The 22,062-nt window shown below is 37.8% G+C and carries 19 protein-coding genes; 6 read left to right on the forward strand and 13 right to left on the reverse strand.

Annotation, left to right across the window (positions count from 1 at the left end):
* Positions 1-555 precede the first annotated feature (555 nt).
* The 6 genes from AW17_RS24140 to AW17_RS10385 all read right to left on the reverse strand — a co-directional run bounded on the left by AW17_RS24140 (position 556) and on the right by AW17_RS10385 (position 8,975).
* Positions 556-2,223, reverse strand: a complete 1,668-nt coding sequence (locus tag AW17_RS24140; RefSeq protein ID WP_245235042.1) for a DUF5695 domain-containing protein — start codon at positions 2,221-2,223, stop codon at positions 556-558.
* Complete coding sequence (locus AW17_RS24895; RefSeq protein ID WP_245235041.1) at positions 2,111-3,322, reverse strand: DUF5695 domain-containing protein; 1,212 nt, start codon at positions 3,320-3,322, stop codon at positions 2,111-2,113. The genes AW17_RS24140 and AW17_RS24895 overlap by 113 nt, the downstream gene beginning before the upstream one ends.
* A gap of 1,071 nt (positions 3,323-4,393) precedes the next feature.
* Positions 4,394-6,169 carry an aminopeptidase P family protein gene (locus tag AW17_RS10365; protein WP_029276123.1) on the reverse strand — a complete coding sequence of 592 codons (1,776 nt, stop codon included), beginning with the start codon at positions 6,167-6,169 and terminating at the stop codon, positions 4,394-4,396.
* Positions 6,170-6,318: 149 nt separating this feature from the next.
* Positions 6,319-6,786, reverse strand: coding sequence for a hypothetical protein (locus AW17_RS10370; protein WP_029276125.1), 468 nt, complete (start codon positions 6,784-6,786; stop codon positions 6,319-6,321).
* Positions 6,787-6,978: 192 nt separating this feature from the next.
* Positions 6,979-7,236, reverse strand: a complete 258-nt coding sequence (locus AW17_RS10380) for a hypothetical protein (RefSeq protein WP_029276128.1) — start codon at positions 7,234-7,236, stop codon at positions 6,979-6,981.
* A 734-nt stretch (positions 7,237-7,970) separates the two neighbouring features.
* Positions 7,971-8,975, reverse strand: a complete 1,005-nt coding sequence (locus AW17_RS10385) for an LLM class flavin-dependent oxidoreductase (RefSeq protein ID WP_029276130.1) — start codon at positions 8,973-8,975, stop codon at positions 7,971-7,973.
* 453 nt (positions 8,976-9,428) lie between these two features.
* On the opposite strand from AW17_RS10385, the gene AW17_RS10390 reads away from it, so the two are divergent.
* Positions 9,429-10,154, forward strand: a complete 726-nt coding sequence (locus AW17_RS10390) for a LytR/AlgR family response regulator transcription factor (protein ID WP_029276132.1) — start codon at positions 9,429-9,431, stop codon at positions 10,152-10,154.
* A 24-nt stretch (positions 10,155-10,178) separates the two neighbouring features.
* Here AW17_RS10390 and AW17_RS25120 read toward each other — a convergent pair whose 3' ends face one another.
* Positions 10,179-10,310: a hypothetical protein gene (locus tag AW17_RS25120; RefSeq protein ID WP_280739961.1), complete on the reverse strand. Its 132-nt coding sequence runs from the start codon at positions 10,308-10,310 to the stop codon at positions 10,179-10,181.
* A gap of 76 nt (positions 10,311-10,386) precedes the next feature.
* Here AW17_RS25120 and AW17_RS10395 point away from each other — a divergent pair, with 76 nt between their 5' ends.
* Positions 10,387-11,526, forward strand: a complete 1,140-nt coding sequence (locus AW17_RS10395) for a sensor histidine kinase (RefSeq protein WP_029276134.1) — start codon at positions 10,387-10,389, stop codon at positions 11,524-11,526.
* Positions 11,527-11,693: 167 nt separating this feature from the next.
* Positions 11,694-11,879: a hypothetical protein gene (locus AW17_RS10400; RefSeq protein WP_029276136.1), complete on the forward strand. Its 186-nt coding sequence runs from the start codon at positions 11,694-11,696 to the stop codon at positions 11,877-11,879.
* A 136-nt stretch (positions 11,880-12,015) separates the two neighbouring features.
* Here AW17_RS10400 and AW17_RS10405 read toward each other — a convergent pair whose 3' ends face one another.
* The gene (locus AW17_RS10405; protein ID WP_029276137.1) at positions 12,016-12,504 is read right to left on the reverse strand and encodes a hypothetical protein; all 489 of its coding nucleotides are present in this window, start codon (positions 12,502-12,504) and stop codon (positions 12,016-12,018) included.
* A 273-nt stretch (positions 12,505-12,777) separates the two neighbouring features.
* Between AW17_RS10405 and AW17_RS10410 the strand changes: the two genes are divergently transcribed.
* Positions 12,778-13,404: a hypothetical protein gene (locus AW17_RS10410; protein ID WP_029276139.1), complete on the forward strand. Its 627-nt coding sequence runs from the start codon at positions 12,778-12,780 to the stop codon at positions 13,402-13,404.
* Positions 13,405-13,444: 40 nt separating this feature from the next.
* Here AW17_RS10410 and AW17_RS10415 read toward each other — a convergent pair whose 3' ends face one another.
* From AW17_RS10415 to AW17_RS10430, 3 genes are all read right to left on the reverse strand, one after another.
* Positions 13,445-14,329 carry a sugar phosphate isomerase/epimerase family protein gene (locus AW17_RS10415; protein ID WP_029276140.1) on the reverse strand — a complete coding sequence of 295 codons (885 nt, stop codon included), beginning with the start codon at positions 14,327-14,329 and terminating at the stop codon, positions 13,445-13,447.
* A 442-nt stretch (positions 14,330-14,771) separates the two neighbouring features.
* Entirely contained in the window at positions 14,772-16,142 is a 1,371-nt protein-coding gene (locus AW17_RS10425; RefSeq protein ID WP_051691754.1) for a YeiH family protein, read from the reverse strand.
* Positions 16,143-16,379: 237 nt separating this feature from the next.
* A complete protein-coding gene (locus AW17_RS10430) occupies positions 16,380-16,847 on the reverse strand; it encodes an Lrp/AsnC family transcriptional regulator (protein ID WP_029276144.1) in 468 nt (155 codons plus the stop codon).
* Positions 16,848-17,743: 896 nt separating this feature from the next.
* Here AW17_RS10430 and AW17_RS10435 point away from each other — a divergent pair.
* Together AW17_RS10435 and AW17_RS10440 are read left to right on the forward strand one after the other, a co-directional pair.
* A complete protein-coding gene (locus AW17_RS10435) occupies positions 17,744-18,250 on the forward strand; it encodes a hypothetical protein (RefSeq protein ID WP_029276146.1) in 507 nt (168 codons plus the stop codon).
* Positions 18,238-18,993 (forward strand): oxygenase MpaB family protein, encoded by a 756-nt coding sequence (locus AW17_RS10440; RefSeq protein WP_029276147.1) that lies wholly within the window; start codon positions 18,238-18,240, stop codon positions 18,991-18,993. The genes AW17_RS10435 and AW17_RS10440 overlap by 13 nt, the downstream gene beginning before the upstream one ends.
* Positions 18,994-19,278: 285 nt before the next feature.
* Here AW17_RS10440 and AW17_RS10445 read toward each other — a convergent pair whose 3' ends face one another.
* Together AW17_RS10445 and AW17_RS10450 are read right to left on the reverse strand one after the other, a co-directional pair.
* Complete coding sequence (locus AW17_RS10445; protein ID WP_051691755.1) at positions 19,279-20,574, reverse strand: RagB/SusD family nutrient uptake outer membrane protein; 1,296 nt, start codon at positions 20,572-20,574, stop codon at positions 19,279-19,281.
* A 296-nt stretch (positions 20,575-20,870) separates the two neighbouring features.
* Positions 20,871-21,911: an adenylate/guanylate cyclase domain-containing protein gene (locus tag AW17_RS10450; protein ID WP_209444225.1), complete on the reverse strand. Its 1,041-nt coding sequence runs from the start codon at positions 21,909-21,911 to the stop codon at positions 20,871-20,873.
* Positions 21,912-22,062 lie beyond the last annotated feature (151 nt).

Here is a 22,062-nt window from a genome sequence, read left to right on the forward strand (position 1 = left end):
TCACTTTGTGACAAACGAGGACCATTTGAAAAATTTAAATGGATTATATTATTATTAAATTATATATCTTTTTTGAAATACAAAACTATAAACTGATTAACATGAAGTAATTATGTATCTATAAATAGAACAAAATCAATGGTTTTCGATCTATAAAACATTCCTATTAACCTGAGTTCGATTATTAAATCTCATTTTGTGGCGTTTTAATCAAGTTTTCTGTTAAGACGGTCGTCACCCTGAATTTATTTCAGGGTCTTTCACGCTAAAAAGATGCTGAAATAAATTCAGCAGGACGATAAAGCGGGATTAGGCGTAAATAAGATATAATTGGATTAGGCGTGTATAAGATATGATTTTCAGCTAATAATTATCGAGCTCAGGTTATTAAGTTAAATATTTAAGTTTAATAATTTGATATACAGTCAATATGAATACCTTATATCAATTCATAATACTGATAAGACATACATCCAATTGATTATCAACGCTAATTAACAATAAAAAGTCCCATAAATTTTAGTTTACAGGGCGGAGACAGTAGAAAAAATGATATTATCTTTGAAGAAGGATTTCAGTTGTATGCGCTTTTGCAAGCGAAAACTTGTATCCTCCCCTTTTCTTAACGCCATTGCCTTTTACAGCATAAGAACCGACGCCATTAATTTTTGCAGGCTGTAACAATCTCAATAAGGCATTAGGTGTATATTCATTTGCTTTGCTCAGTTTTAAGCGAATTTCGCCATTTACAGTATTATAATTTACCTCATCAATGGTATCCGCATCAAGGCCGATCCAAAGCCCTACAGCAGCAATGTAAACCGATGATTTTGCTGCCGTAGTTAATTTAACATTGATGTTATTGCCTGTTTTGTTCAAATTGCCACCGAAAGCTAACCAACCAAATTCTGGATGCTGTAAGATATACGATGAAGTATTAACCGCATAGCCAAAAAAACCAGATCCGTAATCGCCGGTAATACCGTCGTTTTTTAAGGTTGATGGATAAGCATGAAATGCTGCAGGTGCAAAACCTTCCTGGGTGATATTGGAAATCGAACCCAAAAGTCCACCGTAACCAGCACGCAAAAGATAGAAATCGCCGGGATTTTTACGGTAATCCATTAATACAGGAATGGCATTGAGTGCTGAACCGTAATGATGGATCATCCGTTCGATACGCGAAAATTTGCCTCCATAAAGAAAATCCCAGTACCGACGGGCATTACCATTGTAAGCCCAATGCGGCACCACAGGCATATAGGCCAATATCGCATCAAGCGTTACATTTGCTTTGTCCTGATAGCCAAAATAGCTCGACCATACGTAAACTTCTTCTTGACCTGTAGAGTCCCAAGGCATTTCACTGCCAAAGGGATATTGTAGCGAACGCCAGTGGTTGGCCCGCTTCTTCATTTCATTTTCTAACCTTGCTGCTTCTTCTGTTAGTCCTTCGTTTTTAAGGTCATTTAGGATGAGATAGAAAACTGTGCCTTCCATTTGGCCGAACTGTGCGTAATAAGGGGCAATATTAACCATGGCCATGCCTGTTTCAGCAGCATCTATAAGGTGTTGTTTCCAGCTCTGCTCCTCCACAAGGCCGCTATAATTACGCGCCAACCGATACATCACCCAATGGGCTGCTGCAACATGCGGGTAGTTATAAGACCGGCCCAGGTTATCAGCTTCTTTTTTGGGCCATGCAGACCATGTTTTAAAATTGATATTTGCGGCATAAGTATCTTTAGGGAGCGAATCTGGTGCATAGTAGAACAAGCTCTTTTTTACCCCATATTTCTGAGGACCGTTTTTAAGCTGTATCCGCCCAAACATTACACTATCTACAAATTGTTTCAGTTTATCAACTTCTTCTTTTTTGGGTTGTACCAATTGTTTCATTATTGCCCCTAACCACGAACCTGCACCACCTTCATCGCTTAAACCCGCAATCCATGCCCTATTGTCTTGTGTTACCTGCTGTTGCTTTTCATTATCGTAAGTAATAGCTGAAGGACTTCTTTTAAAAATAGGATCGGCCTGGTTAAACCATTGCTTGGTTATTAAAAAATTGCCGTAACTAGCAATCACATCACTTTCGGCTTCAATTATCTTATAATTTATACTTTGCTCCAAGCCATCTTCGTAGGTGATAGACAACCTTGCTCTCCCCCAGGTATTTCCCCGTACAGTATAACTTTTCCAACCATTTTTGGTTGAGGCCAATGCACTTACTTGTAGGGGCATTTTCGGGCTGAACCTGAACAGCTTTAATCTTTTTAGGATAGTTAATAAATAATTTCCCCTCTACATCTTTGGGCAGTACATAACCCGGAACTGAGATCGCTACTGGTCGTTTGTTTTCGATCAGTTTGTTTTCGATATCTTTTGCTGCTCCTGAAAGGATAAACTGAAGGGCATAACTTCTGGTTTCACCAGGTTTTAAAGTGGTTGAAGTCGGTGTATTCCATTGCTCGGCATTTTTCCATTCGTTTTCTGCATAGGCTTTACTGTATACCATCCACTCATAAAAACCTTCAAACGCGATTCCTCTTGGTGTCCGGTCATCATTAAGCGGATTGTAAGCCTCAAATGGCGTATGTCCCAGTGGCGTAACAAGCAAAGAAGGTGCATGGCCACTTAACCGGGTAACCTGCAGATAACCGGCATCTTTTCCGATGTATGGATCGTAAAAAACATTTTTCGCATGGGTTTGCTCCAATGTTCTGCCTTCGAGAATATTATCGAAAATCATCGGGATACCCAGTGCCCCGATTTCTACGTTTTTATTGGTCTTGTTTTTCAGTTCGAAGCGGAGCACAAGCTTTCCGTTAAACATTTCCCACATCCGTTTAACCTGTAGCGGGATATCAGCCGGAAGTGTTGCAGCAAGATCGGCAGCAGCGAGTACGTTTTTACCCATAGCAATATTTTCCACAGGGCTTCTTTTTGCGGCTGTGCTGTAGCTTTTCCAGGCTTCCTCGCCAATGTAGCGTAACTTCAAGTTGATATCGCCCAAATGATATAAACCATCTGAACTACGCACTTTTAAACTGTCGCTGGGTACAAAATCGAAATCTTTAACCATTTTAGGCTGTAGGCCAGCTACTGTTTGCGATGACTTAACAAGCTTTAGATTAAATGCTCCGGCGTTGTAAGTCGAAAATCCATTTTCCAGGCCCAAAGTAGATGGCTTTTTGCTTAAAGCAATCCAAGGCGATTGGGCCAGAACTACCTCAATATTTAGAAAAGATAAAATACAGCAAAATATTGCCTTAAAAGTTATTATGGATAAGACACTCTTCTTTTTGAATTTGATAATCATGATGACAAAAAGGATTTAGGGATGTGGTTAAATTAAAATTTAAAAGATAAAGCAGGCATCGAACTTAAAAATAGCGCAAAATCGGTAAAGAATTGGTGTATTTACTGGAAGTTGGGCGTGAGGCAGTAAGCGGATGGCGGGATCGATAGTGAATAGCAGGAAGCATGAAGAACAAAATAGGTTCCCGCAGATTACGCAAAGCACGTAGATTAATAACACATGAGGGGAAACCTAACCCATTACCACTACATTAGGTACCTAAACGCGATTGCCGCGGCAGCTCCCGACGTAAAGTTGGGACTACAGCGGAAAGCGCGACTGACGTGGATTGAAATGCAGGAATTGCTTTCCTATATCAAATTATAAACCATATAAGAGATATAAGGAAATTTAAGCGATTATTTTATTAATACAACATAGGGTCTTCGACAAGCTCAGACTGACAACTATTATATTAAAGACCCACCTATTTATTCCCCACAGATCACGCAAAGCATGCAGATTAATAGCACATGAGGGGAAACCTAACCCATTAGCACTACATTAGGTACCTAAACGCGATTGTAGCGGCAGCTCCCGACGTAAAGTTGGGACTACAGCGGAAAGCGCGACTGACGTGGATTGAAATGCAGGAATTGCTTTCCTATATCAAATTATAAACCATATAAGAGATATAAGGTCATTTAAGCGATTATTTTATTAATACAAGTAGGGTCTTCGACAAGCTCAGACTGACAACTATTATATTAAAGACTCACCTATTTATTCCCCACAGATTACGCAAAGCATGCAGATTAATAACTCATGAGGGGAAACCTAACCCATTAGCACTACATTAGGTACCTAAACGCGATTGCCGCGGCAGCTCCCGACGTAAAACCGGGACTACAGCGGAAAGCGCGACTGATGTGGATTGAAATGCAGGAATTGATTTCCTATATCAAATTATAAACCATATAAGAGATATAAGGTCATTTAAGCAATTATTTTATTAATACAACATAGGGTCTTCGACAAGCTCAGACTGACAACATCATATTGAAACCAGATTTGTTTAGCTTCTCTAATTTTTTAAACAGGCTGACATTTCACTTTCAACCATTCAGCTTCTTCATCAGATAAAAGGGGTTGAAGCTTCCCAAACACCATTTGATTATATTGATTTAACCACTCAATCTGATCTGGTGCCAAAAGTGTTTTATTGATAATCGCGGTATCGATAAAACATAAGGTTAAGGTTTCGAAAGTGAGAAAATCGCCAAATTCACTATTTCCATGAGGGATACATAAAACAAGGTTTTCGATGCGTACACCATGTTTTTCCGGACGATAAATACCAGGTTCGATGGAGGTTACCATTCCTGGCTTAAAGGCAACATCTACATTGGCTGGACTAATATTCTGAGGTCCTTCGTGTACATTTAGGAAAAAGCCAATACCGTGGCCCGTTCCATGACCAAAATTTATGGCATGTTCCCAGAGTGGTTTTCTGCAGATGGAATCGATTTGATAACCTTTGGTACCTTCTGGAAAAATCAGTTTAGAACCTTCAATCAGGCCTTTTAGTACCAGGGTATAATCATCGGCCTGAGTTGATGAGCAATTACCGATAGGCATTACCCTGGTAATATCGGTTGTACCATACAAATACTGGCCTCCTGAATCGACAAGAAACAAACCATCGGCTAAAATCTCCTGATTGCTCTCTGCTGTTACACTGTAATGCGGCAAAGCTCCGTTGGCATTGTAACCAGCTATGGTATTAAAACTTAAACCTACGAAAGATGTTTGTTCTGCTCTAAACCCGGCCAATTTCTCTGCTGCAGACCATTCTGTAATTTTTTCTTTTCCTAAATGATCTTCCATCCATTTAAAGAACCTGGTTAAAGCCACCCCATCATTTAGCATTGCCTTACGAATATGGTTAATTTCAGTATTATTCTTTAAACTTTTTAGGTGTGTGCTTGGATTAATACCTGAAACGATTTTGGTAGTAGAAGGCAAGCGCTGATATAAGCCAAAACAAGTACGCTTAGGATCGATAAAAACCTGTGCGTCTTTTGGTAGATTTTTTACTGCCTCAGCCACCTCAGCATAAGGATGCAAAGTTACGCCCTGCTCATTTAAAGTATCAATATCTGTTTGCGACAATTTTTGTTCGTCGATAAAGAGTTTTACCGCTGCAGGAGTAATTAAAGCAAAACTTAAGGTCACAGGATTATAATCTACATCTTTTCCCCTTAGGTTAAAAAGCCAGGCAATGTCATCAAGCGATGAAATAAAATGATAATCTGCCTCATTTATTTTTAAAGCAGCTCTTACCTCGTTTATTTTAGTCGAAATGGTAAGACCCGCAGCTTCCTCGCCTATTAAAAAGGCATTTTCTTCTGGCAGCCCTGCCCTATCGAGCCAAATGGTACTGATAAAATCGACGTCAGTTATTTCTATTCCACGCTGAGTCAAACTGTTCTGCATCTCGAGGGCTAAACCTACCGTAATAAGCAGATGGTTAAAACCTACTTTTGCACCCTTTGGCAAAACCTGGCGCAACCAATCGATGTATTCGGGCGTATGTGGCACTTTCAACTTTACCAATTCGTAACCAGTATTGTTTAATTGTGTTTCTGCCTGCGTAAAATATCGCGAATCAGTCCACAGACCAGCAAAATCCTGAGTAATGACCAGCGTGCCAGCAGACCCTGTAAATCCACAAGCAAAAGGAATAGCTTTATAATGTGCTGGTAAATATTCACTGATGTGAGGATCTGCTGCGGTAATAATATAAGCATCTACTTTTTGAGCAGCCATTAACTGGCGTAAGGCCTGCAGTTTTTCTACAAAGGTCATGTCGAGGAAGAGTTTTGTAGGGCCAAATTTAAATATTACATTGACATCAGCGCTTAAAACAAACAAGAATTAATATAAATTTTGAAAACGCAGCAGATTCCGGTTGCGTTGGAACCTGTGTTTACCTTCAAAAATATTCAGGACAAATATTAAACGTACCGATCAATTGCAGGCGCTTTAACCACCTCATAACAATCTGATTTCTGAAAGCATCGCACTTTAAAAACAAGCGCAGATTCTCTCTGTGCCAGCGCATGGATACCCAATGTAAAACGTTGTTTAAAACGTTTGGGACAAGCCTCTTTATGGCAAATTATTTCGTAACGGTCTACATTTTCTACGACCACATCAAGCACATACTTTGGCCACTGTTTTTTAATTAGATTCGGCAACCAGCTAAACTGTTGCATGTTAATCAAATCCTCCATCCCTTCAATTGCTTTTGGTGGAATATCCCCACCTATAATCTGGCTCCAGTTCCCTTCAACTTCATCAATAATCCCCAGCACTTTACATCCAGATAGCACCAACCATGGGTCTTCCATGCTTGACTGTATTAACTGATAGGATACATCCTCTAAAAATTCCTGTTCAAAAAGGTAATTAAGTTCGATCATAAGCTATTTTCATTTTTTATCGGCAGATTATTAAGTCGTATCAGTTTATCAATGGTACCAGTAAAACGTTTCATTGAGATCGGTTTGCCAAGATAACATTCAAAGCTAGAATCTATTTTTCTCACTTCATTTTCGAGGTGGGCAGATGCGTAGATCACAAACCTGGCTTTCGAGCGGAGATGCCAGGATAGTTCAGTTCCCTTCATTCCATCCATATCTATATCTAAAAAAAAGAAAATCGATTTTATCGCCGGCACTAATTGTTTTTAAGGCTTCAAAGGGATTATTAAAAGCGTTAAACAGTTTTAAAAAACGGATATCTTCAATATAATCGTGGAGTACATCAATCGCGTGCTGTTCATCATCAACAATTGCACAACTGTAATACATAGGCAAATTAAGATAGGCTGTACAAAGCTTAACAATGTAAACCTCAATTCCTATAGCCATGCAAAAAAAGGGTAAAAGTACGGTAGTAATGAGCATACTAATGAGACAGTATATCAACTTGCACTATGTTTCGTGGTAAAACATTAACACAACATCTTCGACTATTTTATTAAATCTGCAGGAAAGCAATCGCATAATGTTCCTGCTGATGAACGCAGAATCTATTGCATTTTTTACCATTAGGCAATTAAGGACATTAAGACTTTATTGTAATTGATCTGCGGTATTTCCTTAAATCTGCGGGAAAGCAAACTATATAATGTTACAGATCTACGCAGAATCTATTGCATTTTTTTTACCATTAAGCAATTAAGGACATTAAGACTTTATTGTAATTGATCTGCGGTATTTCCTTAAATCTGCGGGAAAGCAAACTGTATAATATTACAGATCTACGCAGAATCTATTGCATTTTTTACCATTAAGCAATTAAGGACATTAAGACTTTATTGTAATTGATCTGCGGTATTTCCTTAAATCTGCGGGAAAGCAATCGCATAATATTTCCTGCGAATATCGCTGATCTACAAAATAAATTACCAGCGACAGATTTATATAGAACGGTTGTCACTTCGATCCGATAGCTCGGATGAAGCGCAGTCCCGAACTTTCAGGAGAGAAATCCATGCTCAATAGATTTAGCTTCACTGAGCCTTCAGGTTCTCGCCTGCGTTGCGCTCCGCTCGAAATGACGAACCATGAAGGAAGACATATCCGCAATGACTCCTAATCACTTACTCAAACAACCCTGCAAAAATTCTATTCGAATGCAATTTTGCCTGATGATCGTAAATATGTGAGGTGCTCATGATCTCGTTTACGCCATATTTTGCAACAAAAGCTTCTAAATTCCCGCTAATGGTTTCGGCACTACCAATAAAAGAATAATACAACATTTGTTCTACAGCTTCTTTTTCCAACTGATCCCAATATTGATTGATATCATCAACTGCAGGCTTTAACAATTCTCTTTTACCTGTAATTACACCCAAGAACATCCGCTTTACCGAGCTTGATAAACGTTCAGCTTCTGCATCGGTATCGGCAGCAACCACATTTACGCAGGCCATTATATAAGGTTCCTGTAAAAATGGGGAGGGCTTAAAGTTATTTCTATAAATTGCGATGGCTTGTTCGAAATAAGCTGGTGCAAAATGACTGGCAAAAGCATAAGGGAGGCCTTTTTCTGCTGCTAAGCGTGCGCTATCTGTGCTCGAACCTAAAATCCAGATCGGGATATCCAATCCTTCTCCCGGAATGGCCCTTACACTCGCACGGTTATTATTCGCAGAGAAAAACTGCTGTAATTTCTCAATATCCCTGGGAAAACTATGAACAGCACTAAAATTTTCGCCACGAATGGCCATTGCCGTAACCTGATCGGTTCCGGGTGCCCTGCCCAAGCCCAGATCGATACGGTTGGGATAAAGAGAGGCCAAAGTACCAAATTGTTCGGCAACAATTAAAGGTGCATAATTGGGTAGCATAATGCCTCCAGAGCCTACGCGAATGCTATCGGTGCCACCTGCAATATAACCAATAAGCACAGCTGTTGCCGAACTGGCTACACCCGCCATGTTATGATGTTCGGCAAACCAGTAACGTGTATAACCTAAAGTTTCAGACTGTTTAGCTAAATCGAGGCTTGTTTTAAAGGTATCTGCGGCAGTAAAACCATCTAACACGGTTGCAAGATCCAGAACGGAATAACGTATATTTTTCAATAAGTAATCAGCCATAAATTAATAGGAATAAAATCTATGCTGCAAAAATATCCTTAATAAAACCAAGTCTGGTTTATCTGAACATATATGACGTTTAACCAACACTAATTAGTACAGCCGGTATTATACAAGGTATCTATGCAAAATAAGAACACGATCAGATAACTGAGACTACACGGATGTAGAAGTATATATGCTATTGTAACAAAACGTACAAATCTGCGCTCTTAGCTTGATTAAAACTTGTAATTCGATTAGCAAAACCATTAAAGGAGGAGTATATTTCTTTACCGGTATTCTAGAATATTTTTATGGATTATGGCTATTGCCTGCATCTTTTAAACTTAATTGACACATTTTTGCGTTAAATTAGTAAATAAGAAAAGACTTTAAATTAATCCGTACAGATAGTACCCTTTTCGGTACGAAAAGGCGTAATTTCGTTATAAGAGAAACAGATTTTTGAAGATGATTAAGTGCATAGCCATAGACGACCAGTTCAGTTCCTTAGCGGGGCTACAAAAATATATTGAGGATACACCGAACATGCGACTCGTCCAGCAATATACTGATCCAGTTACTGCTTTAAGAGAGCTAGCCAACTCAGACACAGTCGATGTAATTTTTATGGATGTGGAAATGCCCCAGATTTCTGGTCTGGAACTGGCTAAGGCCATCCGCTTTAGAACCAGAAAGCTCATCTTCACCACTTCACACCAGGAATACGCTTTTGATGCTTTTGAAGCTGCAGGAGATGCTTATTTGCTTAAACCATATAGTTACGCCAAATTTGCCACCACCATTACCCGGCTTTTTGGACAGGAAATGACCGGTGGTGCCAACGAAGATTACTTTCTGGTTAAAAACAAAGAAGAGGAACACCGTGCGGTAATGGTTAAATATGAAGATATTATTGCTTTTGAAAGTTTCCACAATTACATTAAAATACATACCGTAGAAAAAGTAATTATTGCTTATTTAAGCCTAAAAGATGTTCGGGAACAGCTTAGCATCAAGAAAGGTTTTATACAGTTACACCGTGGTTATATTGTTGCTATTGATAAGATTTTGTATGTTGATGGCAACCGGATTACCATGAACAACCACATAAGCTTTACCGTTGGAGATATTTATTATAATGAATTTAAAAATTTTATTTCCGAAAGGTTAATCATCAGTAGCCGGAAAAAATAACAGCTACTGATGGAATAAATAGTATTAAACTATTCCGGAAGTGGTGGTAACTCCTGAAGTAGTTGGTTCGGAAATACTTGTTCGTTCATTTATTTTTCCACTATATTTTTTTTTAAATACAAAAAGCGTTCTTTTAGCTAATCTTTGAGTTTTCATAATTGTTTTTTTTCGAAAACTAGCTGCGATAGCACGCTATAACTTTAATCGTTACACAAATAGTAAATAAGTCTTTATGAATAGTTTAAAATGGAGCAACAGCATGTTGCGAAACTGGCTGTATACTTACCGGATACACATAATTGCATGGACTGTATTTATCATTTGGGAAACGCTGATGGTGCTTTATTTTGCAGGTATCTTAGGAACGTTCGGCAACTACGCTATTCACTACTTGATTAATATGACCTTATTTTACACCTATCCTTTACTGATAGAAAAAGCCACAGAGTTCCCTAGCGGAGCGGTATGGAAGGTTCCTCTGGTAGTTATCCTCGCAATCTTGGCCTATTTGGGCATAGTTACCGTAGTTGATATTCTATTAAATACTTATACCAATATTTTACCGGGGAAATTGCCAAGTTTTAGGATCAGAATATCCAGGGTACTTTATAGGGGTTCATTTTTTCTTCTTTTTTCTACAGGTTATTATTTCTTAAAGCGGTTCATCAAAGAAAAAGCAGAAAAATCCCGTATTGAAAAACAGCGTTTTCAAATGCTTATTGATAAGGAAAAAATGGATAAGGAACTAGCCATGTCTAAGAATGCTTTCATGAAAGCACAGATTAATCCACATCTGCTTTTTAATACATTTGAGTTTGTACACCAGAAACTAAGCACCTACTCGCCAGAAGATGCCAAGGTAATGCTTTATCTTTCTGATATGATGCGTTTTGCAGCCAATACCCAACACAATGAAGGCTATGTATATTTAAGTGAAGAAATTGCACAATGCGAAAACCTGATTGGTTTACATCGCATTACGCAAGGTGCAATTTATATTGAGCTTGCTAGCGGTCCTGATCTTGATGAAATCAAATTAATTCCGCTTGTTTTACTTACGATTTTGGAAAATATGTTTAAACACGGGAATCTTAATGACATAGAAAATAAGGCCACTATAGATGTTTATACCTTTGATGACAAACTGCGTATCGAAAGCCGAAATTTACCCAGATTAGTACAAAGCAAGGTAGGCTTTGGCTCAGGAATGGACAATATCCGTAACCGATTAAAATACGCTTATCACCAAAATGCCGAAATAACTGCAGGAATTGACGAAGAAGGCTTCTATATTTTAAGCATAAGTATTTCCTTAAATGCATTAATAATAGAATCAGAAGATAAAAAAGCTGAACAAACTATCCCTCTTTAGCAATTAAATTGGCCCAACAAGAAACCCTTCATCTAGAAATATTATCGATTTCCCCAACTTAATATAACAAAATTATTACCACATTAAACCTTCATAATTGACGTTCTAATATTTAAATAAATCTTCATTGAAGAATTAAGTGTAAATCTTAACAAAACAGATAAAAAATGAGAAAGGGTACAATATGCTATGTAGATCAAAATAGTGGACATGGCATTATTAAAGATGAAAATGAACAGAAAATTCAATTCTTTTTAATGGAACTCCAGGAAGAAATCAGGCTTAATGATGAAATTTCTTTTGATAGAGCTTACAGCAAGAGGACTTGCTGCAACAAAAATACATTTAGTTAACACTGCAGAATTAACATCTTAGCAGCACCTCAATTAAACTTTGAGGCCAATACTAAATCGAATAAAGGAAATTATATGTGATATTTTAAATAATTGAAATTTAACATGAAGCAGAATCCCTGCTTCCAATACAAGATTACCATTTCTGAATAGGTTGATAACTGGATTTTTCTTCCTTGCGGCTAAGTTTCTTTATAAAATCTTCGCCAAAATCGTGGCTGTAAACTTTAAAATTGATTGCCCACTCATCCTTTATCATGGCAGGTACAAATTTTTCAAACATTTTTTCAAATGATCTGAAATTTACAAAGGGCTTGCAGACTACAATATATTCAGCATCTGAATTCACTATAATTTCCTCAATAAGCTTTGGCCATCTCAATTTAATCTCGATAGGCAAATTTTGATATTGCTGTCGATCAATAAACAGTCCGATGTTTTGTATAAGCTCTTCAGATAAGGAACCGCCTAGCAATGTTTTCCACTTTCCATCTTCTTTTGCTATCCTTCCCAATACCTGTTTATGGTCAAGAACAGTCCACAGCTCACCTCTCGAAAGCTGGATAAGCTGAAAATGCATGATATCGCCATTAGGCAGATTAAAGAAAAAGTCGAGTTCGATCATCAATAATGAGGTAATACTATGTATCGCGAAACCAAAAGTATAGAACTATTTCTTAAGCACAAAAAAGCACAGAATTAAAAACTTAATTGCGAATTCTTCTCCATAAAAATTCAATCTGCTAAGCCAAAGAATTGCGCGTGTTTTTTAATTATTAAATACCTGTTAAATAAAAAATTGACTTTTATCATTAAAAAAAATAAAAAACACCTTAAAAACGTAATACCAAACATACAAAAAATTTAATTTTAGCAATTATACATGTATCTTTGCGGCATGAAAAGTATCAAATCACCCGCTCTAATATTTTTTTTAATTACCACATTATCTTGCTTATCAATTCATGTTCTTGCTCAAAACAAGCCAACAAAACAAGCTGATATTTTCGAAAATGCAGATAGATTGAACGGAAACGATATGATTGAACGTTTAGCTGCTCAGCGCAGTGCATATAATAAAAACCGTTCGAAAAATAGCCTTCCAAAGGCAGAATACATCATCAACAGGAATAACTTAACCCTCATTAGCTTTAATGGATTAGATTATTATATAAAAAACAATAGGGTAATAGGCATACAAGGACTAAATCTTTCGGACGAAGCATTGAACCAGATTACAGGCAAATTGGTTCTTTTAGACAGCATCCAGTTTAATCAAAGTGAGCGGTCGAATACCGAACATTTTAATCCAAATGTAGATTTTCAGAAGATCAGGAATATCGACCGTCAATTTATGCTTACACTTAAAATGTTATCGAGCACTGTAAGAGACATAGCTGCATTTACTAAAAGTGAAAATCCATCTTTAACCGTCGAGACCAACGTTGCAAAAATGCGTTTACCAAATATTGATAAGGCTGCAGAAAAATCAAATGTGCAATTGCCGGTATTATTGTCGAAATAACAGCATTTATATATCTTATTTCAATAGAAAAGAACAATAATTAATCTGCTTTCTTTTCAGAATACACTTCTGCAATCTGAGCAGAAAGATATTTGAAAGCAAGCGGCATTTCTACAGTAGCATTTTTGATACTTCCTTCCATAAAGATGAAACCATTATAGTTTATTTTGTGCAAGGCTCTTAAATAAGGCTTAAAATCGTCGCCCATAACACCTGGCAACGACCTGTTTTGTTTTTCGGCAACCTCAGAAAATGCAATTAATGTTCCGGCCACAATAATTTCATTTGGGGACTCTCCTTCACGCATCATGTGAAATATATCAGCATTAAGCCTGAAATTTGGATGATCAATCTCCCTTACAATTTCTGCAGCTGACTTTAACGAGGTGATGAAGTTAGTTTCGGTGGTTTCGAGATTTTCCAGCAAAATTGTAACCTTATATTTCCCGGCAATTTGCGCTAGTTTTTTGCCCAGGCTAATAAAATCTGATTTTGCCTTAACGACATTATAATCAGCCGGAATGCTCCTTGCACCCAAGCTACCCAAAACAATAAACTTGATCCCTGCTTGTTGAGCTCTTGAAAGAACAGTTTCGGTATAAGTTAAAACCTTCGCTTCATCTACCTCTGGGCCAGCTATTTTTATACTCGCCGGATAGAAAAGGTTACAGGTTAATACTTTACATTTTGCAGCTTTAACCTTTATCACGTTGGCACGAAACTGATCATCTGTTAATGCAGGTGAAAGCATCTTCGGAACAGATTCGCTAATCATTTTAAAACCAGAGGCATAAGCTAAACTATCCTGTGCTAAACCAGATACAATCCCTAAACGCGGATATACCTGTTCAGAAACAAAACCACAAAAACCGATATAGACCAGGCAGATAAAAAAAGCCAGATAACTAAATTTTGTACTTCTCATATTGTTATTTAAACGGTTTGGTCAAAAAATGAAGTCTCAAGCTCCCCTTCTCCTAATTAACTGAACAACTTGCTGGTGAATGTCAAAGAATTCTCCCTTAAAGAGAATATAAAATCTAATCATTAAGTTTTGTATCAGCAAAATCACAGATTCCGAAGAAAACTGAACAAACAGAAGGTCATATTGATCGGATACAAAAATAACTTCTGCCATTGGGCAGTTTTTAAATCCAGTTCGTCGACAATCTAGCTGTGTTGGTATAATAGCGGCATTTCTACTGCAACGTTTTTGGGGTAAAGGCGTCTTGCGCATTAAGATTATTCATTTTTGCATATGTTTTTAAAGGCATTCATGAGCTCAATCGTTCGGTTATCTTCGTTCCTCGCAATGACGACCTTCCTATAGGAATCTGTGAATGATAGCGTAAAACCCAATTCCTCACCTATTTAAAATCAGGTATAGGAAATAGATATCCGCCAAATAAAACATACGACCATAAGAGGGTCCAGAATATGTTAAATATTTGTGCTGTAACAAATGTAAATGCGGGTTTACCGCCCTGAAGTTTTACCAGTGATGAAAATTTAGCTTCCATACCGATTGAAATAAAAGCGATTGCAAACCACACTGTACGTAAGCCGTTTAAGGTTGGTCCAACACTTTTTGCAGTTGTGGGAGATAACAGAAAAGAAAACACTAAAGATGCTGCAACAAAACCCAGTACAAATTTCGGGAATCGCTCCCACACAATTTTCAACCCCGGGCGTTCTGCTTTGAAGGGTATACCATCTTCACTTTTAGGTTTTTTATAGGCCCACCATATAGCTATAAAAAAGGCAGCAACACCAATAAAAACATTTTGCGAAAACTTGGCAATAACACCTGCTTTAACGGCTATTGGTCCAACCAAATCGCCTGCAGCAGTAACGGTTGCCGTTGTATCTAAGGTACCACCCAGCCATGCCCCACCAATCACCTCAGGTATATGAAAATACTTTACCGCCCAAGGTAGAATAATCATCATCGGGATAGCCATAATCAATACCAGCGTGGTTACGTAAGATAATTTACGTTTATCTCCATTAATAGCGCCTGCAGCAACAATTGCTGCAGAAACACCACAAATAGATACGGCTGAGGCCAATATTACACCAAATTCATCATCTACTTTTAACTTGCGGCTTAGCCACATCGAAAAAAACCAAACTACGGTAACAACAATAACGGCCTGTATTATACCAGGTAAACCAGCTTTGATCAGATCGGCCGATAAAATAGTGGTTCCTAATATCACCAAACCTGTTTTAATATAAAACTCAGACCGTACTGCTTCTTTTAGCCAAGATGGCAACTTGATCAGGTTGCCCAATGCGATACCGATAAGCAGTGCAAATACCACATATTCTAACCCAAAATAGGATACACTTTTATTGCCTCCGATAATAAAAGAAACGATAGCTAAAAAATAGATGAGTGCAAAACCGCCAGCAAACCGCGCAACACTGCCTCCAGATAAACCTATCGCTACCGAAGCTAAGGCCAGAAAAACTGCCCCCATTTCAACAATTAACAATAAGTTGGATGCTGATAATATTTTACCCAAAAGGTCTTCACTGGTTGCCCATTTAAATGCAGGTAAACTTATTACAGTACCATTGTTGGTTAAATAAAGTACAGTGGCAATAATAATTGTTCCCAATATAACAGCCCACCAATCTTCTGTGAGTGATTGTAAAAATGTTTTCTTATCTGGGCTTATCCCAGCATCTGTTAAGGCTCCAGTAGTATCGGCTGCGTTGTTTCGATTCGACATAGTTGATTAATTATGGTGTTAATTTGATTTCAATTCTAAAATATTGGTGGATATGATCAATAAACCGTAAACGAATACCCAATATCGTAACAAAAGTAAATATTCAGGAGGATTTTATCCGTAACAAATATCTGACTTCTGCAACACACCTTAGAGAATATACCCTGTTATAAAACAAAAAAAGCACCCCGACTTTAAATCCAGAGTACTTTTTTGCTTATAAGTTTAATCATTTTTCTATACAGGAAAAGCAGTTTCGCGTTTAGCCTGCGTAATTACAAGCGAGCTATTAAGGGTACCTATATTATCCAAACGGCCGAATTTATTAATTAAAAAATCGTTATAAGCGATCATATTTCTTGCAACAACTTTTAACATAAAATCAAAGCCACCTGTAGTATGGTAACATTCCAGTACTTCATCGAGTTTACTTACCTCCTGCTGAAATAATTTGAAGGTATTAACCGAATGATTGGTAAGCTGAACCTGTAAATAGGATATCATACAGTTCTCAAATTTATTGGGATCGATTAATGCCACTACCGAAGAAATAAACCCTAAACGTTCTAAGCGTTTTACACGTTCCTGAATGGGCGATTTTGAAAGATGCAGCATAGCAGCCAATTCCTTATAGGTTAGCCTTGCATCCTTTTGTAATAGTGTTAAAATATCTCTGTCTGTTTGGTCAGGGCTGTATAATTCCATTATAGTGGTAGTCTATTTATCTCTTTTCTAGGCTTAGTTTATAATGAATATCCAAATATATAAAATACGCTCCATTAAACCCTTAGGCGAAGCACAAAAAAAAGAACGAAGTTTTGGAAAAAAGTACAATTAAAACTACCAACAGAATTAAATTCCGAAAAAGCCTATCCAACAGGACATTTCCCGTATTTATCAGCCACCTTCGTTTTAATTGTCAATGCGACAGATATTTGTCTAACAAATGAAACAACTGCTAGCAGCACTGCGTTGATTTAGTTTAGTTAATGATAACAAGAGCGCCAGCGCGATGCTGGCTCTTTTGCTTTTTAAAACATAAAGTTACCTTGTGCAAATCTATGGCAAATAACCTACTATTCCACAATCTTTAAGTGCAACTGACTCCCTATTTCCAATCTCACTACAAGACAAAAAAATCCTCTTAACCTCAGTTCGGTTAATATTTATTCACACTGACTAATTTTAAGCCTGTGAAACTAACGCGATCGTCATGCTAAATTTATTTTATTAGTAGTTTTCATTGTTTTAAAAGGCCTAATAGCTACTTCGTGGTCAGCATCTTTCCTGCTAGATAGACCCTGAAATAAATTCAGGGTGACGGCTATGAACGAAAAATGTCTTCAGTAGACCTTTAAAGCAATATTAATAATCAAACCGAGGTTCTTATCAAAATCTTTAACTTTTTTTTGGAATATTCAATTTTTAACATTTACTTTGAAACACAAAGCACTTTATAAAACATAGAAATATGAAGCAATTTATCCCATCAAGCTTACTAGCTCCTCAATGCTTTAGCACAAAGTGTTGTCTTTTGGTTTTACTGTGTTATCAGCAGGCTTACAATTACTTGCAAATCAACATTATTTAACTCGCAAGTCATGAATACGGAAGAACAAAAATTAAGACTACATTCAAAAATATACGTCTGCACAATCATTGTAGGACTGACAATAAGCGGATTAACAGCTTTTCCGTTAGAAACCGAAATGGTCTATCTGGTTAAACAGAGTGCATTTTTACCAAGCAGTCTACAAATCTGGCTTGGAGCGGTTTATAAAGCTCTTAAAAATACCAACCTGCACTATCCATTTTTAAGTTATGGTACCGATTGGCTGGCTTTTGCACATATTATGCTGGCCGTGCTTTTTATCGGCCCACTAAAAGATCCTATCAAAAACAAATGGATAATCGACTTTGGTATCATCTGTTGTATCGCGATTGTTCCATTGGCGTTAATTGCCGGGAGTATCCGCCACATTCCGGTATTTTGGCAAATGATAGACTGTTCTTTCGGCATCATCGGTATTATCCCGCTGATACGATGTCGTATCAACATCAAAAAAATTGAAATATTAGAAAAGCATTATGGATTATGGACTTTGTAGACAAACATTCTATCGTAAGGAAAATATGGGGCAATACAGATGTTGTTCTTTTTATTTTTGCTGGCGCCGCAGCAGAGTTTAGCCTGAATAAAGCTGTTGATTGGTTGTATTTTACGGGTAAACTGCCTAAAGATCCGCTGGGAAGATTATTTTCTACGGTTGCTTATGCGCAAAAAATCGTATTTTCCACTTTAACTGGAGCCAATGCAGCGATAGATCAGATTACCATGATCCATCAGCATGTTGAAGCTGGAAGAAACGCTAAAATTCCAGATTGGGCCTATAGAGATGTATTATTTATGCTGATTGACTATTCAATCCGTGCTTTCGAAGTACTGGAAAGAAAACTCACTTTAACAGAAAAGGAAGAAATATTTACTACTTTCTATCAAGTTGGATGCCGCATGAAAATAAATGGACTTCCTGGTAATTTTGCGGCCTGGCAGATGATGCATGAACAACAGCTACAGGAAAATTTAATTTATAGCTGCTTTTCTCATGATCTTTATGATCAGTACAAAAAACACCTGGGTGCGCTGAGGTATTTATTAATGCGAAAAATACAAGCACTCATCGTTCCACCTAAAGTGAATGAATTGCTTAAACTGGGGGAAGGAAAACCCATTAAACCAATACTTACTTTATACAAAATAAGTAGGAAACTGAGGGTGAACAAACCGTTAAGAAACTTAATTCTCCCGGCAGCGTACAAGGCACAGATTTTGGGCCTCGAAGCTTTTTAATAGCAATAAGAGGGTTGTATCATAAAGTTAATTTCGATTCGTATTGTCACGTTGTCCAAAGGACTCCTACGGAGAGCTTGTCGAAACGCCCTGCCAAGGTTATTTAACCTAGTCCTTCGACAGGCTACCATAAAAAGGTCGTCATTGCGAGGAACGAAGCAATCTTAATGCGCACGCTGGTAGCGATCGTTGTAAGATTGCTTCGTCGGCTGAAAAAGCCTTCTCGCAATGACGATAATCTGAGGAGATTTAATCTAAGGTACGATACAGCTTCATTACAAACTTTTATTTCCAATCAAATGGCAAATACCAATTGGCCGGATCCATTAATTTTTGCCTGGCGAGGCTTGCATTAGGGTTACCTGCTTTTAACAGCTTTTGGTAAATGCGATCTGCTAAAAAGGCTGGGTTGTTCTGTCTGCGGGCAATACGGACCAAATCAGGCCAGCGGTTACCTTCAAAAGCAAGTTCCAATGCGGCCTCATCAATTAATTTGCCTTCTAAGCCAATCATATCCGTTTGGTAACTTATATCAATAGCGTTTACTACTGCCCTACCTCTAATGCCACAGTTACGGTACCAGGTACCCGAAACATCGTTATTTTTTCTGGCATCGAAATAATAAGGTGAGGTTTGCGGATAAGGAGTAATCATCGTATTTAATTCAGCTACCGAAACCGGGGCCTGTGCACCGGCAGTAATGGTACCTACGTAATAGGTATTCCTGATCCCCGTGTTTAACAATGCCCAGCCCAATTTGGTCTGTCCATCTCTATTGGCTGCCTCCGAAAAACGAAGGTGTAACAATGGCGCCCTGTAAATGCCCCACTTACCGCCGTTATCGGTTAGTTTGGTAATTTCATCGCCCATGGCCGAAGCATTGAACGATAATTTGCTCCTCGGATCGAAAGGAACACCGCTAGTGGTAACCTGGCTATTCCACAAGTCTTTTATAGCCTGCGAAGGTTTTATCTGATAGCTTTTAAGCGGCGAACACAAATCAATCATTGGGTTTACAGGTTTAAAGGCGGTATTATAAGGCATGGCCCATAACCACTCGGTGCTCCATGGGCTCGAGGTGGTTGGCAAGGCAAAAATAGCCCGCCAGCCTGCATCTAAACTGTTTATCAAACTACTGGCATCTTGCCCACTTCTACTAAATAGAACGGCTAAATTGGCATAAGCCACATCACCGGAGTTATTGATTTTGTAAAAGTTAAACCTAAAGTTATCATTCGCATTGCCATTTTCAGCATTCATCAGCTTGGCATAATTTTCTGCTGCTTTAATATAATTGCCTTTCCACAAGTAAAGATCGCCCAGCAGGAAAGCCTTTGATGCAAACAGTTTTTGAGTATAATTTCCATCAATGGTTACCAATAATGATGTGCCTGTAGGATAAGCATAAGGTTCTTTATAAGGCAGGCTTTCGTTAAAGGCAATTAATTTATCCAAGAGCTGATCAAACGGTATTTTAGGATAATTGGCCAGATTTTTCAAATCATCTACCGTTTCTATCGCATCGGTAATATATGGTACACTACCATATTGAATGCCTAGGTGCAGATAAATTATTATCATAAAAGATAATAACCGTCTACAGCACGTATAAATCGTTTTAAGTAAGCCTGAATGCTTTAAAAAAAAATAAATAGCGGCATTACCGATCAAAAAAATATTAACAGTACGAGAAATAAGACAAAATACGAGGGCTATTCTATAATTAATTTTTGTATATTATTTTATGAAATGTTCTATGGTTTAAAGCTATTTGCTATTCAGTCATGCTTCTGGTATGGCAATCACACAGATATTCATCGATCGGTTTTTATGGAGTGTGAAATGAGCAGGAAATACAATTCTAAGCTTGGGGTGCATTAAACAGGCTGTACAGCTACGAGCTGCATTTCTTTTTCTTTTCCGCGGAGCTTAATTGCACCTAACATTTGCGTGGTATAACGATCTGTTAACTGTAGTTCTTCAATTAGCGCTATCGATACCAGCATCTCCTGGTTAAACTCCTTGCACATATTCTGAATTCTTGAAGTGGTATTCAGTACATCTCCAGAGTAGGTAATATCGCGTTTTATAATCCCCACTTCGCCTGCTATAATCTTTCCGCAATGAATACCTGCTTTAAAAGCAGGCAGTAAACCATACTTTCCAATGTACTTACCCTTCAGAAGTAACAGATGCGCTTTGATATCAAAAAAACAATTGATGCATTTATTGTTTCTTAATCCTTCATCATAACGCCAGGCAATTACTACTTCGTCGCCCACATATTGGTATATTTCTCCCCTATTTTCTAAAATAGGATTGGTAATATCGATAAAGATATCTTTTAATAATTCGTGGTATTTTTTATCTCCGAGGCTTTCGGCGATGGAGGTTGATGAATTTAAGTCGAGAAACATAAATATCCGTGATTCTTCTTTAGGTGTATTGTATTTTCCACTGATAATATCCCAGAAAATACCTTGCCCAAACTTACTGTTTATCTGCAACAGCAACTGCGTTATGGAAACCACAAAGGCCCATACCAATCCGTTTTTTAAAAATCTTTTCGAATCGCCCAGTTCATAGAGGCTCAGTATCTCGTTCACAATCAAAATAACGCCTAAAAACGATCCAGCTACAATTAAGAGGGTATAACCATAGGGCTTATCGTTATATTTTACATTTACAAAAAACACGAGCAAACTCCCGCCCAGCAGTGCTCCAAAAAGGCCAATAACGGCATTTAATAGGATTGAAGAAATTAAGGTATAACCAGGCGCTGGCCCTAAAGAATTTCGGGTATGCAGCACAAGGTCTTCAAAAATGGCAATTACCATTCCAGCCATCGGCCAAGCCAGGATAATGACCAATAACTGCTGAAGTTTCTGCTGTGTTTGCCGATTAATTTTTACTGACATCGTGATTTCTATTCAAAACGACTGATTCAATATACCTTAACTTTTTACTAAAATAATGAATATAATCTTACATGTGCCCTAATAAACAATTGAAACAGCAATTACCTGCTAATACGTAAAAACTGTTCGCTGCCGCACAACTACTGTTCGG

Source organism: Pedobacter borealis DSM 19626 (assembly GCF_000708285.2).
GTDB lineage: Bacteria > Bacteroidota > Bacteroidia > Sphingobacteriales > Sphingobacteriaceae > Pedobacter > Pedobacter borealis.

What these genes read in the sequence shown, in the direction of transcription:
- AW17_RS10445 (WP_051691755.1), bottom strand. Translation starts at nt 20,574, where the DNA reads ATGATAATAATTTATCTGCACCTAGGCATTCAATATGGTAGTGTACCA.
- AW17_RS24895 (WP_245235041.1), bottom strand. Translation starts at nt 3,322, where the DNA reads ATGATTATCAAATTCAAAAAGAAGAGTGTCTTATCCATAATAACTTTT.
- AW17_RS10425 (WP_051691754.1), bottom strand. Translation starts at nt 16,142, where the DNA reads ATGTCGAATCGAAACAACGCAGCCGATACTACTGGAGCCTTAACAGAT.
- AW17_RS10390 (WP_029276132.1), top strand. Translation starts at nt 9,429, where the DNA reads ATGATTAAGTGCATAGCCATAGACGACCAGTTCAGTTCCTTAGCGGGG.
- AW17_RS10410 (WP_029276139.1), top strand. Translation starts at nt 12,778, where the DNA reads ATGAAAAGTATCAAATCACCCGCTCTAATATTTTTTTTAATTACCACA.
- AW17_RS10430 (WP_029276144.1), bottom strand. Translation starts at nt 16,847, where the DNA reads ATGGAATTATACAGCCCTGACCAAACAGACAGAGATATTTTAACACTA.
- AW17_RS10385 (WP_029276130.1), bottom strand. Translation starts at nt 8,975, where the DNA reads ATGGCTGATTACTTATTGAAAAATATACGTTATTCCGTTCTGGATCTT.
- AW17_RS10370 (WP_029276125.1), bottom strand. Translation starts at nt 6,786, where the DNA reads ATGATCGAACTTAATTACCTTTTTGAACAGGAATTTTTAGAGGATGTA.
- AW17_RS25120 (WP_280739961.1), bottom strand. Translation starts at nt 10,310, where the DNA reads ATGAAAACTCAAAGATTAGCTAAAAGAACGCTTTTTGTATTTAAAAAA.
- AW17_RS10365 (WP_029276123.1), bottom strand. Translation starts at nt 6,169, where the DNA reads ATGACCTTTGTAGAAAAACTGCAGGCCTTACGCCAGTTAATGGCTGCT.
- AW17_RS10435 (WP_029276146.1), top strand. Translation starts at nt 17,744, where the DNA reads ATGAATACGGAAGAACAAAAATTAAGACTACATTCAAAAATATACGTC.
- AW17_RS10415 (WP_029276140.1), bottom strand. Translation starts at nt 14,329, where the DNA reads ATGAGAAGTACAAAATTTAGTTATCTGGCTTTTTTTATCTGCCTGGTC.
- AW17_RS10380 (WP_029276128.1), bottom strand. Translation starts at nt 7,236, where the DNA reads ATGGCTATAGGAATTGAGGTTTACATTGTTAAGCTTTGTACAGCCTAT.
- AW17_RS10400 (WP_029276136.1), top strand. Translation starts at nt 11,694, where the DNA reads ATGAGAAAGGGTACAATATGCTATGTAGATCAAAATAGTGGACATGGC.
- AW17_RS10450 (WP_209444225.1), bottom strand. Translation starts at nt 21,911, where the DNA reads ATGTCAGTAAAAATTAATCGGCAAACACAGCAGAAACTTCAGCAGTTA.
- AW17_RS10440 (WP_029276147.1), top strand. Translation starts at nt 18,238, where the DNA reads ATGGACTTTGTAGACAAACATTCTATCGTAAGGAAAATATGGGGCAAT.
- AW17_RS10405 (WP_029276137.1), bottom strand. Translation starts at nt 12,504, where the DNA reads ATGATCGAACTCGACTTTTTCTTTAATCTGCCTAATGGCGATATCATG.
- AW17_RS10395 (WP_029276134.1), top strand. Translation starts at nt 10,387, where the DNA reads ATGAATAGTTTAAAATGGAGCAACAGCATGTTGCGAAACTGGCTGTAT.